The 14262-nt window shown below is 61.6% G+C and carries 16 protein-coding genes; 9 read left to right on the plus strand and 7 right to left on the minus strand.

Annotation, left to right across the window (positions count from 1 at the left end; genetic code table 11):
* Positions 1 to 142: 142 nt before the first annotated feature.
* The gene (locus HX824_RS01980; protein ID WP_003220082.1) at positions 143 to 1555 is read right to left on the minus strand and encodes an amino acid permease; all 1413 of its coding nucleotides are present in this window, start codon (positions 1553 to 1555) and stop codon (positions 143 to 145) included.
* Between the two features lie 525 nt (positions 1556 to 2080).
* Between HX824_RS01980 and HX824_RS01985 the strand changes: the two genes are divergently transcribed.
* Together HX824_RS01985 and HX824_RS01990 are read left to right on the plus strand one after the other, a co-directional pair.
* A complete protein-coding gene (locus tag HX824_RS01985) occupies positions 2081 to 2218 on the plus strand; it encodes a hypothetical protein (protein WP_003175756.1) in 138 nt (45 codons plus the stop codon).
* A 77-nt stretch (positions 2219 to 2295) separates the two neighbouring features.
* A complete protein-coding gene (locus HX824_RS01990; protein WP_177054075.1) occupies positions 2296 to 3255 on the plus strand; it encodes a leucyl aminopeptidase in 960 nt (319 codons plus the stop codon).
* 210 nt (positions 3256 to 3465) lie between these two features.
* Here the strand turns inward: HX824_RS01990 and rluB are convergent, their stop codons facing one another.
* The 6 genes from rluB to HX824_RS02020 all read right to left on the minus strand — a co-directional run bounded on the left by rluB (position 3466) and on the right by HX824_RS02020 (position 8477).
* Positions 3466 to 4713, minus strand: a complete 1248-nt coding sequence (gene rluB / locus HX824_RS01995) for a 23S rRNA pseudouridine(2605) synthase RluB (protein ID WP_177020975.1) — start codon at positions 4711 to 4713, stop codon at positions 3466 to 3468.
* Between the two features lie 143 nt (positions 4714 to 4856).
* Positions 4857 to 5048: a DUF1289 domain-containing protein gene (locus HX824_RS02000; protein WP_003220079.1), complete on the minus strand. Its 192-nt coding sequence runs from the start codon at positions 5046 to 5048 to the stop codon at positions 4857 to 4859.
* A gap of 131 nt (positions 5049 to 5179) precedes the next feature.
* Positions 5180 to 6139, minus strand: a complete 960-nt coding sequence (gene scpB / locus HX824_RS02005; protein ID WP_008433105.1) for an SMC-Scp complex subunit ScpB — start codon at positions 6137 to 6139, stop codon at positions 5180 to 5182.
* 12 nt (positions 6140 to 6151) lie between these two features.
* Positions 6152 to 6850, minus strand: a complete 699-nt coding sequence (locus HX824_RS02010; RefSeq protein WP_173406103.1) for a ScpA family protein — start codon at positions 6848 to 6850, stop codon at positions 6152 to 6154.
* 120 nt (positions 6851 to 6970) lie between these two features.
* Positions 6971 to 7600, minus strand: coding sequence for an L-threonylcarbamoyladenylate synthase (locus tag HX824_RS02015; protein ID WP_003220075.1), 630 nt, complete (start codon positions 7598 to 7600; stop codon positions 6971 to 6973).
* A gap of 13 nt (positions 7601 to 7613) precedes the next feature.
* Positions 7614 to 8477, minus strand: a complete 864-nt coding sequence (locus HX824_RS02020; protein ID WP_003220073.1) for a PHP domain-containing protein — start codon at positions 8475 to 8477, stop codon at positions 7614 to 7616.
* A gap of 87 nt (positions 8478 to 8564) precedes the next feature.
* Between HX824_RS02020 and HX824_RS02025 the strand changes: the two genes are divergently transcribed.
* From HX824_RS02025 to HX824_RS02055, 7 genes are all read left to right on the plus strand, one after another.
* Positions 8565 to 9161 (plus strand): septation protein A, encoded by a 597-nt coding sequence (locus HX824_RS02025; protein ID WP_003220071.1) that lies wholly within the window; start codon positions 8565 to 8567, stop codon positions 9159 to 9161.
* Position 9162: 1 nt separating this feature from the next.
* Entirely contained in the window at positions 9163 to 9462 is a 300-nt protein-coding gene (locus HX824_RS02030) for a YciI family protein (RefSeq protein ID WP_003220069.1), read from the plus strand.
* Positions 9463 to 9568: 106 nt separating this feature from the next.
* Positions 9569 to 9976, plus strand: a complete 408-nt coding sequence (locus HX824_RS02035; protein WP_003220067.1) for a hypothetical protein — start codon at positions 9569 to 9571, stop codon at positions 9974 to 9976.
* 7 nt (positions 9977 to 9983) lie between these two features.
* Positions 9984 to 10661 (plus strand): response regulator transcription factor, encoded by a 678-nt coding sequence (locus HX824_RS02040; RefSeq protein ID WP_003220065.1) that lies wholly within the window; start codon positions 9984 to 9986, stop codon positions 10659 to 10661.
* 244 nt (positions 10662 to 10905) lie between these two features.
* Positions 10906 to 11370 (plus strand): Spy/CpxP family protein refolding chaperone, encoded by a 465-nt coding sequence (locus tag HX824_RS02045; RefSeq protein WP_003220064.1) that lies wholly within the window; start codon positions 10906 to 10908, stop codon positions 11368 to 11370.
* Between the two features lie 65 nt (positions 11371 to 11435).
* Positions 11436 to 12779 carry a cell wall metabolism sensor histidine kinase WalK gene (locus tag HX824_RS02050; protein ID WP_003220063.1) on the plus strand — a complete coding sequence of 448 codons (1344 nt, stop codon included), beginning with the start codon at positions 11436 to 11438 and terminating at the stop codon, positions 12777 to 12779.
* Positions 12780 to 12819: 40 nt separating this feature from the next.
* Positions 12820 to 14169, plus strand: a complete 1350-nt coding sequence (locus HX824_RS02055) for a CoA transferase (protein WP_177054076.1) — start codon at positions 12820 to 12822, stop codon at positions 14167 to 14169.
* Positions 14170 to 14262 lie beyond the last annotated feature (93 nt).

Raw genomic sequence — 14262 nt, forward strand, 5'->3', positions numbered from 1 at the left:
GAGTGAGGGAACGCCGAGCCACAGCGAGGCGCCGACAGGCGGGGCAGAGCCCTTTGCTTACTTTGGGGCTTTTCCAAAGTGAGCCGCTGTAAGAGCGGAACCATAAGCAGCCGTTACCGCAGCAACGGATATGTACTCAAGATCACCCCCGGTCCAAGGCCACCCCCTCCCGAGCCTTGCGCCTGTTCTTGATCCCATAACAAACCCACATAAACACCACCCAAACCGGAATCGCATACACCGACACCTGAATCCCCGGAATCAGCAGCATCACCCCAAGAATAAACACCACAAACGCCAGGCAAACATAATTCCCATACGGATACCAAAGCGCCTTGAACAACGGCACCTGCCCCGTCCGATCCATATGCTGCCTAAACTTGAAATGCGAAAAACTGATCATCGCCCAGTTGATCACCAGGGTCGCCACCACCAGCGACATCAACAACTCCAGCGCATGCTGCGGAATCAGGTAGTTCATCAACACCGCCACCAGCGTAATCGCCGCCGACGCCAGGATCGACCGCACCGGCACCCCGCGCTTGTCGATCTTCGCCAATGCCCGCGGCGCGTCACCCTGCTCGGCCATCCCCAACAGCATCCGGCTATTGCAGTAAGTGCCGCTGTTGTAAACCGACAACGCCGCCGTCAGCACCACAAAGTTGAGAATATGCGCCGCGGTATTGCTGCCCAACATCGAAAACACCTGCACAAACGGACTGCCGCTATAGGCGTCCCCGGAGGCATTCAGGGTCTCCAGCAAGCTGTCCCAAGGCGTCAACGACAACAGCACCACCAACGCGCCGATGTAGAAAATCAGGATCCGGTAGATCACCTGGTTGATCGCCTTCGGAATCACCGTGCGTGGCTTGTCCGCCTCAGCCGCAGTAAACCCGAGCATCTCCAGGCCGCCAAACGAGAACATGATGATCGCCATGGCCATCACCAAACCACCCACGCCATGGGGAAAGAACCCGCCGTGCTCCCACAGGTTGGTCACCGAGGCTTGTGGCCCACCGGTGCCACTCACCAACAGGTAACTGCCCAGGGCGATCATGCCGACAATGGCGACCACCTTGATGATCGCAAACCAGAACTCGGCCTCGCCGAAGACCTTGACGTTGGAAAGATTGATCACATTGATCAACACAAAAAACGCCGCCGCCGACACCCAGGTCGGGATTTCGGGCCACCAGTAGTGCACATATTTGCCAACCGCCGTCAGCTCCGACATGCCCACCAGGATGTACAAAATCCAGCAGTTCCAGCCCGACAGGAAGCCGGCGAAACCGCCCCAATACTTGTGGGCAAAGTGGCTGAAGGAACCGGCCACCGGCTCTTCGACGATCATCTCGCCCAGCTGGCGCATGATCATGAAGGCGATAAAGCCGCAGATGGCATACCCGAGGATCATCGACGGCCCGGCGGATTTCAGCACGCCGGCCGACCCCAGGAATAACCCGGTGCCAATCGCGCCCCCGAGGGCGATCAGTTGGATATGGCGATTTTTCAGGCCGCGCTTCAGTTCGCCTGAATGCGAGTTGGCTTCACTCATGGAAAGGGTCTCACGCAAGGTTTGAGGGTGCTCATGGAGGGGTGCTGCTTTGGTAACGGGCTACAGCAGCGCCGATCAAACCCCGGTCCAGCGTTTTTTCTTACGGTCATACGTCACCTGTTGTTTTTATCTGTGACGAAATCGAACCCGACGGGCTTGTGGCCAGGCGGAATGAACAAGGCGGATAGCCCTGAGAGAGTGGGATCACAGTAAAACGCGGCGCATTGTACACCGCCAAACCTGTCTGGGCTGACAGGATGCGGTGCGGCAGATAGGAGGGACATCAGGAAAATTCTTTCAGATAACGAGAAGTTGACGAAAGGACGATTCCTACAAAACGATGCAACCAACTCTCTGTTTCATCGACATAAACCAAATCGCCATCAAAACGGAATAAAAAATCCAAATGGAACCGTGTCAATAAAAATTTTGCAATCCCAAACACTCTCTTCTAGGTTCATCCACTTGCCCAGCGCAGCAAGCTGGCAAGCTCGTTCTCAAACAACGTCATCTAGGAGATTCACCATGCAAGCACTGGAAAATGACCTGGAAACCGAACTGCAACTCGACGATTGGTTTGAAGCGCCGACCCATGAGGCCGCCGTTGAAATGATGCAAGCCGATGCCGTCGTGCCGTTCGGCACCGCGATGTGGCCTTTCTAATCTGATCAGGCACCCCGGCAGGTGCGGGACGCCGCACCTGCCACTGCTCCTACCGAAGGCTTTGAAGGAAGGACGTCATGGACAAGGCCCGCGCCGTCGAACATTTTCTGTATTACCTCGCCCATCACCCGGCCCTCGCCGGCCTGCACCGCCCCACCATTTTGCTTGGCCATACCGAACGCTACGACGCCATCGCCCAGTCGATCATCCAGGGCTGCGCTGCCCGCTTCGACTTCCAGGTACAACGCCTGGACCAAGCCCCCAGCGAAACGCTGGCCAAGGCCATCGAAGGCTGTGACCTGTACATGTTTCTCTACGATTCCTCGACCTTGCCCAACCCACGCGCCGAAGGCCCGGACTTTATCCGCGCACTGCAGGGCGTGATGGCCGAGCACTGGAAAAAGTCCCTGCTGCTCAAGGACTACGGCGACTATTTCTACGACACCTTCAGCGTCGCCCCACAGCGGATTGCCGACCTCAACGCCACGTTGATCCGGCGCATGTCCCAGGCCCGCGTGCTGAGCTTCACCGACCAGCATGGCTCACGCCTTGAAGCGCCCATGAGCAGCATCAAGAAGTGGACCAATATCAACGGCATCGGCAACCACGACCTGGCGCCCGGCGAGATCGCGACCCACAGCGAGGCCATCAATGGTCAGGTGCGTTTTGTGGGCACCTTCCTCAGCACCATTCCCTTTGCGCGCAAATACGGCGTGCTGCAATCACCGCTGGAACTGTGGATCGAGAACTCGACCATCTGCACCGTGGCCAGTGAAGTGCCGGGGCTGGCGGATGACTTCAACAAATACCTGAATGCCAACTCGTCCAATCGCCGGGTGGAGGAACTGGGCATTGGCACCAATGAAGGCGTGAAGGATTTGTATGCGCGCAATGCCGGCTTTGAAGAGCGCCATTGCGGGCTGCACCTGGGCTTGGGTGGCGGGCAGAAAGGCAGTCATCATCTGGACCTGATCTTCGCCAGTGGCGTGCTGGCCCTCGACGATAAACCCGTGTTTGATGGGGCTTTCATGTTCTGACCCGGTCGTCAAAACAATGGAGATCAACTGTGGGAGCGGGCTTGCTCGCGAATGCGGTGGGTCAGTCACTGGATGTATCAACTGATACACCGCATTCGCGAGCAAGCCCGCTCCCACAATGGACCTGCTTTGCTCATAGAGCAGGTTCCAAATCCAGGCCAAAAAAAACGCCAACCCAAGGGTTGGCGTTTTCATGCAGCGCTTAACGAATCACTGCGGCTTCTTGCGACCAAAACCTGGACGCTGGCCGGAACCGGCCGGTGCACCACGACGCTTGCCCGATGGCGCGTCATCGACCAGCTTCAGGCCCGGGCGCTTTTTCGGCGATGGCTTGGCTGGGCGTTTGGTGCTGGCGCTGTCGTCGGCACGGCCCGCAGCCGGAGCACCACGACCAGACTCGCCACGGTTACCGCGACCGCCGGCAGGTGCATCACCACGACCGGCTGGACGCGGTGCGCGCGGCGCACGTTCGCCATCCTGACGGGCCGGTGCCGAAGGACGACGCTCGCCTTCGATGTGCGGCTCGCGGGAGATGCGGCCGCCCGTGGCCGGTGCATCCAGCGCAGGGCGCAGGGTGCGGGCAACACGGTCGGTACGCGCCACCGGACGCGACGATTTACGCTGCATACGCTCAAGCTTGTCTTTGCTCTTGGCGTTCATCTGCGGCATGGCCACCGGCGTCAGGCCGACTTCGGCACTGAGGATGTCGACTTCGTACTGGCTCATTTCGCGCCAGCGGCCCATCGGCAGGTCGGAGTTGAGGAACACCGGGCCGAAACGCACGCGCTTCAGGCGGCTGACCACCAGGCCCTGGGATTCCCACAGGCGACGTACTTCACGGTTACGGCCTTCCATCACCACGCAGTGGTACCAATGGTTGAAGCCTTCGCCGCCCGGCGCCTGCTTGATGTCGGTGAACCTGGCCGGGCCGTCTTCCAGCACGACGCCGGCTTTCAGGCGCTCGATCATTTCGTCATCGACTTCGCCACGTACACGCACCGCGTATTCACGGTCCATCTCGTAGGAAGGGTGCATCAGGCGGTTGGCCAGCTCACCGTCGGTGGTGAACATCAGCAAGCCGGTGGTGTTGATGTCGAGACGACCGATGTTGATCCAGCGGCCTTCTTTGGGGCGCGGCATCTTGTCGAATACGGTTGGACGGCCTTCCGGGTCGTCACGGGTGCAGATTTCGCCATCAGGCTTGTTGTACATGATGACGCGGCGCACCGATTCGGCGGCCTCTTCACGCTTGATGACCTTGCCATCAATGGTGATGGCATCGTGCAGGTCGACGCGCTGGCCAAGGGTGGCTTCAACGCCGTTGACCTTGATGCGCTTCTGGGTGATCCAGGCTTCTACGTCGCGGCGCGAGCCTACGCCGATACGGGCGAGGACTTTCTGCAGTTTTTCGCCTGCGGGGCCGATTTCCTGGGTGTCGTTCTGGTCTTGGTCACTCATCTTAAGCACCTCCCGGTGTGTCGATTCAGGCTTGGCCTGAAGATAGTAAAAGCTGGGCTTTTGGCGAACGCATCGCCAAAGGGTCGCGAATCATACGCTCATGGCGCGCGTTGCGCATCAGAGACTAGTCGATAAGTGCGGGCTCATTTGCCTTTCCGCCGACCGGTGGCACCCAGCGCCAGCAGGCGCAGCTCGGCTTCGGCGAGTACCGTGCGCTTGTCGACCTTGTCGAGTTTCTTCCAGGCACGGATCTCGCGCTTGCTGCGCCCGCAGCCCACGCAGATGTCATCGGTGAATTTGCAAATGCTGATGCAGGGGTCTTTGGTGGAGCTCATTTGAGTTCTCCTTGCTGGCGACAATCCAAATGTGGGAGCGGGCTTGCTCGCGAATGCGGTGGGTCAGCCAAGCATCCGGCGACTGGCCCACCGCATTCGCGAGCAAGCCCGCTCCCACATTTTGTTCTGCGTCAGTCTTCGAATTGGCGGCGCTCGTTTTCGATGGCTTCGGCCAGGGCGCGGGCTTCGTCTTCTTCGTCGCTCAGCGGCGGTTGTTCGAGCGCTGCGACGGCGGCCAGCAGTTTGGCACGCGCTTCGGCGACGCCGAGGATGTCCTCCTCGGGTTCAGGCTCGGGCTCATCTTCAACTTCGACTGGCAGCTCAACCTCAACGTTCAGTTGCAACGCAGGCTCCTGCTCACCGTCACTGACCGCACCATCACGCAGCAAGTCATCGAAGTCAGTCTTGATGCCCTGCTCCATGTCATCCAGTTCCAGCAACAATGTGTGGAAACTGGTTTCGTCCTTCGGCTCTTCCGGCTCGGCGCTGGCGTCGGCCAGCTCCTGCAACCCGGCGGGCACCGGTGCGTCGTCGAAATCCAGGACCGGGTCCGGCTCCATCTCCCGCAGCTCGGCCAGCGGCGGCAAGTCGTCGAGGTTTTTCAGGTTGAAGTGATCGAGGAACACCTTGGTAGTGGCAAACATCGCCGGCTTGCCGGGCACGTCGCGGTAGCCAACGATCCTGATCCACTCCCGCTCCAGCAACGTCTTGACGATATGGCTGTTGACCGCCACGCCGCGCACGTCTTCGATCTCGCCCCGGGTGATCGGCTGGCGATAGGCGATCAGCGCCATGGTTTCCAGCATCGCGCGGGAATAGCGCTGCGGGCGTTCTTCCCACAGGCGGCCAACCCACGGCGAAAACTTCTCGCGAATTTGCAGGCGATACCCGGAAGCCACTTCCCGCAGCTCGAAGGCACGGCCGTCGCAGGACTTGCGCAGAATCTCCAGGGCCTTCTTGAACACCGGCGGCTCAGGGCGCTCGGCTTCTTCAAACAGTTCGAACAGGCGCTCCAGGGATTGCGGCTTGCCCGAGGCCAGGAGAAAGGCTTCCAGCAGCGGAGCCAGTTCGCGGGGTTCAGTCAGATTCATCGATTCAGCTCTTTATTCGGCTCGCGCCCGCACGTGGATAGCCGCAAAAGGCTCATTCTGGACCAGCTCGACCAAGGATTCCTTGACCAATTCGAGGATTGCCATGAAGGTCACGACTACCCCCAGGCGCCCTTCTTCTTTGGTAAACAGTTCGACAAAAGGCACAAACCCGCCGCCCTTGAGGCGGTCCAGCACATCACTCATGCGCTCGCGGGTGGACAGTGCCTCGCGGCTGACCTGGTGGCTTTCAAACATATCGCCACGGCGCAGTACCTCGGCCATGGACATCAGCAACTCTTCCAGGCTCACGTCCGGCAGCAGCTTGCGCGCCCGGGCTTCCGGGGCGTCGAGCTTGGGCACCACCACATCGCGGCCGACCCGGCTCAAACCGTCGATGCCTTCGGCCGCGGCCTTGAAGCGCTCGTACTCCTGCAGGCGGCGGATCAGTTCGGCGCGGGGGTCATCCTCTTCCGCCTCGATAGTCTCCGAGCGCGGCAGCAGCATGCGTGACTTGATCTCCGCGAGCATCGCGGCCATCACCAGGTATTCGGCGGCCAGTTCCAGGCGCACGGTCTGCATCAGTTCGACGTAGCCCATGTACTGGCGGGTGATTTCCGCCACCGGGATGTCGAGGATATTGATGTTCTGCTTGCGGATCAGGTACAGCAGCAAGTCCAGCGGACCTTCGAAGGCTTCGAGGAAGACTTCCAGCGCATCCGGCGGGATGTACAGGTCCAGCGGCATTTCCATGACGGCCTGGCCGTAGACCATGGCAAATGGCAGTTCCTGCTGGGCGCCCGCCTGGCTGTCGACGGTTTCCACGGCCGACATTCAGGCCTCGACCATGAACGGTGCCGGGTCGCCACACCCCACACGCACCACTTCCGGCTCGCCATCGGCCAGGTTGATCACGGTGGAGGCCTTGTTGCCGCCGTAGCCGCCGTCGATGATCAGGTCGACGTGTTTTTCCAGCAGCCGGCGCATTTCATAAGGGTCGTACAACGGCTCTTCTTCCCCCGGCAGGATCAGCGACACACTCATCAGCGGCTCACCGAGTTCGGCCAGCAGCGCCAGGGCGATCGGGTGTTCCGGCACCCGCAGGCCGATGGTGCGCTTCTTCGGGTGCAGCAGCAGGCGCGGCACTTCGCGGGTGGCGTTGAGGATGAAGGTGTAGGGCCCCGGCGTGTGCGCCTTGAGCAGGCGGAAGGTGCCGGTGTCGACCTTGGCGAACAGCCCCAGCTGGGACAGGTCGCTGCAAATCAGTGCGAAGTTGTGGTTCTTGTCCAGGTCACGCAGGCGTCTTACGCGCTCGACCGCATTCTTGTCGCCGATCTGGCAACCGATAGCGTAGGACGAATCCGTGGGGTAGATCACCACGCCACCGGCACGGATGATCTCCACGGCCTGTTTGATCAGGCGCGCCTGCGGGTTTTCCGGATGAATCTGGAAGAATTGACTCACGTGTTCTACCTGTTCAGACGGTGGCAATAATGGGGTCATGTTTGAAGCGACACCAAAGGGGCGGCAAATCTTCCGGAACGGCGCGGTACTCGCCAATCTCGGACCAGCCGCCGGGGCCATGAAAATCACTGCCGGCGCTGACCAGCAGACCAAATTCACGGGCAAGAATCGCCAGGCTGCCTACCTGCTCGGCGGGTTGATGCCCGTTGACCACTTCGATTGCGTGGCCGCCCGCTCCAATATAGTCGCCAATCAGCTTGCGACGCTTGCTGCGGGTGAAATCGTAATGCCACGGATGCGCCAGGCTGACCCAGGCACCTGCTGCCCGCAGTGTGCCAACGGTGTCTTCCAGGGTTGGCCAGTGTTGCTTGACGTCCCCCAGCTTGCCGGCACCCAGCCATTTGCGGAACGCTTCGGCGCGATCCTTTACAAAACCTTCACGCACCATCCAGTCGGCAAAGTGCGGGCGGGCCGGGGCGTTGCCGCTGTCACCCAGTTCCTGCTGGATGGCGCGGGCGCCTTCCAGGCCGTTGGGCATGCCCTTGAGGGCCAGCTTGCGGCTTATTTCTTCGGACCGCAGCCAGCGGCCATCGTGCAATTTGGCGATGGCCTCCACCAGCGGCGGCGCGTTGACGTCGAAACCGTAGCCCAATACGTGGATGGTTGCGCCGCCCCAAGTGCAGGACAATTCAACTCCGTTGACCAGTTGCATGCCCAACGCATGCGCCGCCTCGCGGGCCTCTGCCAGGCCTTCGAGGGTGTCGTGGTCGGTCAACGACAGGACTCGCACGCCTTTTTCAAACGCACGCGCAACCAGGACCGCGGGCGCCAGGGCGCCGTCGGAGGCTGTGCTATGGCAGTGCAAATCAACATTCACGGGAGTGTGTAACCTCAAGTCAGCTGGCGCTTTCGCTACCAAGGATGTTTGTTATTATGCCGCCACATCCAGCTTCTGGCTCTTACTGTGAAACAATTCATCGACTTCATCCCGCTGTTGCTGTTTTTCATCGTTTACAAAACCGACCCTCGCGTTATCGATCTTGCCGGCCACGAACTGACCCTCGGCGGCATCTACAGCGCCACGGCGGTGCTGATCATCAGCTCCGTGGTGGTCTACGGCGCGCTCTTCATCTCCCAGCGCAAGCTGGAAAAAAGCCAGTGGCTGACCCTGGTCGCCTGCCTTGTGTTCGGCAGCCTGACACTGGCCTTCCACAGCGAAACCTTCCTTAAATGGAAAGCCCCGGTGGTCAACTGGCTGTTCGCCCTGGCCTTTATCGGCAGCCACTTCATCGGTGATCGCCTGCTGATCAAGCGGATCATGGGCCACGCGCTGACCTTGCCAGACCCGGTGTGGACCCGCCTGAACATCGCCTGGATCGTGTTTTTCCTGTTCTGCGGCGCCGCCAACCTGTTCGTCGCCTTTACCTTCCAGAGCTACTGGGTGGACTTTAAGGTGTTCGGCAGCCTGGGCATGACCGTGCTGTTCCTGGTCGGCCAGGGTATCTACCTGTCGCGCCACCTGCATGACACCGACCCTACCACGCCGAAAACCGAGGACTGACATGCTCTACGCCATCATTTCCACCGACGTCGCCAACTCCCTGGAAAAACGTCTGTCCGTACGCCCGGCCCACGTCGAGCGCCTGAAACAGCTGCAAGCCGAAGGCCGCCTGGTACTGGCCGGCCCGCATCCTGCGGTAGACAGCAACGACCCGGGAGACGCCGGCTTCACCGGTAGCCTGGTGGTTGTCGAGTTCGCCTCCCTGGCGGCGGCACAAGCCTGGGCCGATGCTGATCCGTATGTAGCGGCCGGCGTCTACGCCCAGGTGCTGGTCAAACCGTTCAAGCAAGTCCTGCCTTGATTCGTTGCGCGCTGAACCAAATGGCTTCAGCGCACTCCTAAACGCTCATTATTCCCGGTAACCTGCCGACAACGTTCTGAATATTCGTGTGGAATCAGGAGTTCCGATGCGCTTACGTCAGTTGTGTCTGTTGGCAGTGTTAATGATCGGGGCTACGGCCCACGCTGAAGAAACCTCGAACACCGGCAGTTCCACGCCCCTGTCCTTGAGTGCCGGCAGCCAGATCACCGATTTGCAGCAACGTTTGAAAGAGAGCGAACGCCAGCGCGATGAGCTGAGCAAGCAATTGCAAAGTGCTGACGCCACGCGGGAAAGTACCCAACTGAGTAAACTGCGCCAGGAGAACCAACGCCTGGTCCAGCAACTCAAAGAAGCACAGGGCAGTGCCTTGCCACGCTGGCTTACCGAGCAACAACAATGGTTCGTGACCGGCGGGGCAGTCGCGCTGATCGCCCTGTTATGCGGGATCTTCGCCAGTGGCGGGCACCGGCGCCGTCGACAATGGCTAAATTGAGTGAGTCATGAGCGAGCTGTTACTGATAGATGATGACCAGGAGCTCTGTGAGCTGCTGACCAGTTGGTTGAGCCAGGAAGGTTTCCAGGTGCGCGCCTGCCATGACGGCTTGAGCGCCCGCAAGGCATTGGCCGAAGCCGCCCCGGCGGCCGTGGTGCTCGACGTGATGCTGCCCGACGGCAGCGGCCTGGAGCTGCTCAAGCAATTGCGCAGCGACCACCCGGAACTGCCGGTGCTGATGCTCTCGGCCAGGGGCGAACCCCTGGACCGGATCCTCGGCCTGGAACTGGGCGCCGACGACTACCTGGCCAAACCCTGCGATCCTCGTGAACTGACCGCGCGCCTGCGCGCCGTGCTGCGCCGCAGCCACCCGGCCGCCGTGTCCACTCAGCTGGAGCTGGGCGACCTGTGCTTCAGCCCGGTGCGTGGCGTGGTCACTATCGATGAACAGGAATTTGCCCTGACCGTGTCCGAAAGCCGCCTGCTGGAAGCCTTGCTGCGTCAGCCCGGCGAGCCGCTGGACAAGCAGGAACTGGCGCAAATCGCCCTGGGCCGCAAGCTGACCCTGTATGACCGCAGCCTGGACATGCACGTCAGCAACCTGCGCAAGAAAATCGGCCCGCACCCGGATGGCCGGCCACGGATCGTGGCGCTGCGTAGCCGCGGCTATTACTACAGCCTCTAGCCCGCGTAGCAGCTGTCGAGCCTCGGCGAGGCTGCGACAGCATCTCCTCGGTACAGGTGTCAGACCGCAGCGCCTGCCTCGCAGCCTCGCCAAGGCTCGACAGTTGCTACGGTCGCCAATAGTTTTGTCAGCCCCGCCCAAAATCCTCTTTACCCAAGCTTTACCGTCCCCTGACTGCCGCTGACCTTGATCTCCGTAATCTACTCACATCCGGACTCACCGGAATAGAGACAGGAGAATCACCATGCGCAAGACCCTTATCGCTTTGATGTTCGCTGCTGCCCTGCCAACCGTTGCCATGGCCGCTGCGCCAGAAGGCCCAGGCCCGATGGGCGGCCCTGAAGGCCACATGATGGGTGGCCCAGGTCACGGCGGTGAACACGGCATGCGGGGCAAAGGTGGCCCTTTCAGCCAGCTGGACCTGAGCCCTGAACAGCGCCAGCAGATCGGCAAGTTGATGGGCCAGCAATGGCACGCTCGCAAAGAGTTGGTGCGCAAGTACCTGGACAAACTGCCAGCCGCCGATCAGAAAGCCATGAAAGACGAAATGGCGGCCGCCAAGCAGAAAACTCAGACCGACATCCGTGGCGTGCTGAAACCCGATCAACAGAAGAAATTCGACGAGATCGTGAAGAAACAAGCCGAGCGCCGCGCCGAGTGGAAGGAATTCCAGGCCTGGAAAGCCCAGCAGCCGCAAAAAGCGCAATAATGATCTAGCTTCACTCCCAGCCCAGTGGCCACCGCCGCTGGGCTTTTCCTGTTTGAGGATTTCTTGTGCGTTCATTGTTCTGGCGCGTCCTTGCCAGCTTCTGGCTGGCCATCGCCCTGGTTGCCGGGTTGTCGATCCTGCTTGGGCATATGCTCAACCAGGACGCCTGGATTCTCAGCCGCCACCCCGGGCTCAATAACCTCGCGCAGGAATGGACGCAGCTTTACGAGGCCCAGGGCGAGGACGCCGCCCAGGAGCTGCTGCAGCAGCGCAAGCGTCAGTACCACATTGACGTGCAAGTGCTTAACGAAAGCGGCGAGCCTGTGGTGCGCGGCACTTTCCCGCGCCGCGCCGCCGCCCTCGAAGCCCGGCAAAACGACAGCCAGGACCGCCACCTGCCCTGGCGCCGGCTGACCGCCGAGTACACCAGCGAAAAAACCGGCGACACCTACCTGCTGATCTACCGCATTCCCCACCCGGAACTGGACGCCTGGCACCGCAGCAGCCTGCTCTGGCCGTTAAGTGCCCTGGCGATTGCGCTGGTGGTGCTGACCCTGTTCAGCCTGTTGGTGACGTTGTCCATCACCCGCCCCCTCAGCCGCCTGCGCGGCGCAGTGCACGACCTGGGCCAGACCACCTATCAGCAGAACAGCCTGGCGCGGCTGGCCAACCGTCGCGATGAATTCGGCGTACTGGCCACCGACTTCAACCGCATGGGCGCCCGCCTGCAAAGCCTGATCGGCAGCCAGCGCCAGTTGCTGCGGGATGTGTCCCACGAACTGCGCTCGCCCCTGGCCCGCCTGCGGATCGCCCTGGCCCTGGCAGAACGGGCCACGCCCGAAGCGCGGGAAAAACTCTGGCCGCGCCTGACCCGCGAATGCGACCGCCTGGAAGCGTTGATCAGCGAAATCCTGGTACTCGCCCGGGTGGACGCTGATAACGCCAGTGCCGAAGACATCGACCTCAACCCGTTGCTCCGGACCCTGCAAAAAGACGCCTTGCTCGGCGCGCCGGACCAACCCGTGCAGCTGGATGCCGAGGCCGGGCTGCACCTCAAGGGCTGGCCGACCATGATCGAACGCGCGGTGGATAACCTGCTGCGCAACGCCCAACGCTTCAACCCGCCCGGCCAACCGATTGAAATGGAAGCCAGACGCCAGGGCGAACGCATTGTGATCAGTGTGCGCGACCACGGCCCCGGCGTGGATGCCGAACACCTGAGCCAACTCGGCGAGCCGTTTTACCGCGCCCCGGGGCAAACCGCCCAGGGCCATGGCCTGGGCCTGGCCATTGCGCGGCGCGCCGCAGAGCGCCATGGCGGCAGCCTGATCCTGGCCAATCATCAAGGCGGCGGCTTTATCGCCAGCGTGGATCTGCCACTGGAGCCGGGGGTTGTCATTCAACCCTGATGATCTTCTATGATGGTCCTTCTCATTAGGAGGGCCTTTGATGACTGATCTGCTCACCCCCATCCAGGAAGCACTCGATTTACCCGTCACCCCACTGGCCGTAACCGAAGTCGGCGCCCTGCCCTCGACCTTTGCCGTCACCGAACTGGCCAGCGCCAGCATCGGTGCAGCGGGCCAGGCGGTCGCCCAGTTGCTGTTGCAGCAAACCGGGCGCCTGCCCTCGGTGACCGTGGACCGGCGCCTCGCCTCGTTCTGGTTCTCCTCCTCGCTGCGCCCCGACGGCTGGACCACCCCGCCGCTGTGGGACCCGATTGCCGGCGACTACGCCTGCACCGATGGCTGGATTCGCCTGCACACCAATGCACCGCATCACCGTGCCGCCGCCGAGCGCGTACTCGGGCAGGTCGCTGACCGTGAAGCAATGGCCGCGAAGGTTGCGCCATGGACCGCTGCCGAGCTGGAACAGGCGATCGTCGAAGCCAACGGCTGTGCGGCGCAGATGCGTTCGTGGCAAGACTGGCAAGTTCATCCACAAGGCTTGGCGGTCAATCAGGAACCGCTGGTCCATCGCCAGACCTTTGCAGCCCTCAGCGACAAACCCTGGCTGGGCTCGGTGGCAAGGCCGCTGGCGGGCATCAAGGTGCTGGACCTGACGCGCGTATTGGCAGGCCCCACCGCCAGTCGTTTTCTCGCAGGCCTCGGCGCGGATGTACTGCGCATCGATTCCCCTGACTGGAACGAACCCGGCGTGGTGCCGGAAATGACCCTGGGCAAACGTTGCGCCCGCCTGGACCTGAAAAACCCCGACGACCGCCTGATCTTCGAAAACCTGCTCAAGGACACCGACATTCTGCTGCACGGCTATCGCGCCGATGCACTGGAACAGTTGGGCTACGGTGAGGCTGCGCTGCAAGCCCTCGCGCCTGGCCTGATCGACGCCAGCCTCAACGCTTACGGCTGGAGCGGCCCGTGGCGCAATCGCCGGGGGTTCGACAGCCTGGTGCAGATGAGCACCGGAATTGCCGAGGCTGGCAGGCAGTGGAAAAAGTCGGAAAAACCGGTGCCGCTGCCGTTGCAGGCGCTGGACCACGCCACCGGGTATTTGATGGCGGCCAGTGCGATCCAGGCGTTGAGTGAACGATTGAAATCCGGCCGCGGCGGTTCGGCACTGTTGTCCCTCGCGCGCACGGCAAAACTGTTGGTGGACGCAGGACAAGTCCCGGAACAACTACCGCTGCGGGCCGAAGAACCGGGTGATCAAGGCTTGGTGGTGGAGCAAACCGCCTGGGGCCCGGCCCACCGCTTGCTGCCCCCGGTGACCATCAGCGGGACACCGTTGCAGTGGGACTTGCCCGCCGGGGAATTGGGCTCACACCGCCCTCAGTGGTGACCGAAGATCCTGTGGCGAGGGAGCTTGCTCCCGCTGGACTGCGCAGCAGGCCCCAGCTTTGGGGTCGATGGGGGCAATTCGCGTCCCAGCGGG

The sequence above is a fragment of the Pseudomonas sp. D4002 genome (genome assembly GCF_013385665.1).
Lineage (GTDB): Bacteria > Pseudomonadota > Gammaproteobacteria > Pseudomonadales > Pseudomonadaceae > Aquipseudomonas.

Bases quoted from the DNA above. Each gene is read 5' to 3' on its own strand.
- HX824_RS01980 (WP_003220082.1), bottom strand. From the start codon at position 1,555: ATGAGTGAAGCCAACTCGCATTCAGGCGAACTGAAGCGCGGCCTGAAA.
- HX824_RS01985 (WP_003175756.1), top strand. From the start codon at position 2,081: ATGCAAGCACTGGAAAATGACCTGGAAACCGAACTGCAACTCGACGAT.
- HX824_RS01990 (WP_177054075.1), top strand. From the start codon at position 2,296: ATGGACAAGGCCCGCGCCGTCGAACATTTTCTGTATTACCTCGCCCAT.
- rluB (WP_177020975.1), bottom strand. From the start codon at position 4,713: ATGAGTGACCAAGACCAGAACGACACCCAGGAAATCGGCCCCGCAGGC.
- HX824_RS02000 (WP_003220079.1), bottom strand. From the start codon at position 5,048: ATGAGCTCCACCAAAGACCCCTGCATCAGCATTTGCAAATTCACCGAT.
- scpB (WP_008433105.1), bottom strand. From the start codon at position 6,139: ATGAATCTGACTGAACCCCGCGAACTGGCTCCGCTGCTGGAAGCCTTT.
- HX824_RS02030 (WP_003220069.1), top strand. From the start codon at position 9,163: ATGCTCTACGCCATCATTTCCACCGACGTCGCCAACTCCCTGGAAAAA.
- HX824_RS02035 (WP_003220067.1), top strand. From the start codon at position 9,569: ATGCGCTTACGTCAGTTGTGTCTGTTGGCAGTGTTAATGATCGGGGCT.
- HX824_RS02040 (WP_003220065.1), top strand. From the start codon at position 9,984: ATGAGCGAGCTGTTACTGATAGATGATGACCAGGAGCTCTGTGAGCTG.
- HX824_RS02045 (WP_003220064.1), top strand. From the start codon at position 10,906: ATGCGCAAGACCCTTATCGCTTTGATGTTCGCTGCTGCCCTGCCAACC.
- HX824_RS02055 (WP_177054076.1), top strand. From the start codon at position 12,820: ATGACTGATCTGCTCACCCCCATCCAGGAAGCACTCGATTTACCCGTC.